1 pseudogene is annotated in these 454 nt (G+C 65.9%); it reads right to left on the bottom strand.

Annotated features, from left to right (window positions below):
• Positions 1 to 454: pseudogene (locus RM779_RS33330) on the bottom strand (acetyl-CoA C-acyltransferase); the annotation flags it as partial.

Raw genomic sequence — 454 nt, 5'->3', positions numbered from 1 at the left:
CTTCTCGTCGGGGATGTTGAGGTCCTTCTGGAACTTCAGCACCACCGAGGCGAACGCCTCGTTGAGCTCGAACAGGTCGATGTCATCGACGGTCAGGCCGGCACGATCCAACACTTTGCGGGTGGCTGGCTGCGGGCCGGTCAGCATGATCGTCGCATCAGCGCCGCTGGTAGCCGTCGCCACGATGCGAGCCCGCGGCGTCAGCCCCTGAGAGACACCAGCTTTCTCGGACCCAATCAACACCAGCGCGGCGCCGTCGACGATGCCCGAGCTGTTGCCGCCGGTGTGGACGTGGTTGATCTTCTCGACGTAGTGGTAGCGCTGCAGCGCCACGTCGTCGAAGCCGCCCATGGCGCCCAGGCCCTCGAACGCGGACTTCAGCTTGCCCAGGTCAGCCGCAGTGGTGCCGGGCCGCATGTGCTCGTCGTGGTCCAGCACGACGAGGCCGTTCTGA

Source organism: Streptomyces johnsoniae, assembly GCF_031845565.1.
Taxonomy (GTDB): Bacteria; Actinomycetota; Actinomycetes; order Streptomycetales; family Streptomycetaceae; genus Streptomyces; species Streptomyces johnsoniae.
The sequence above is the reverse complement of the archived record's forward strand: the minus strand, read 5'-3'. Positions and strand labels throughout refer to the sequence as shown.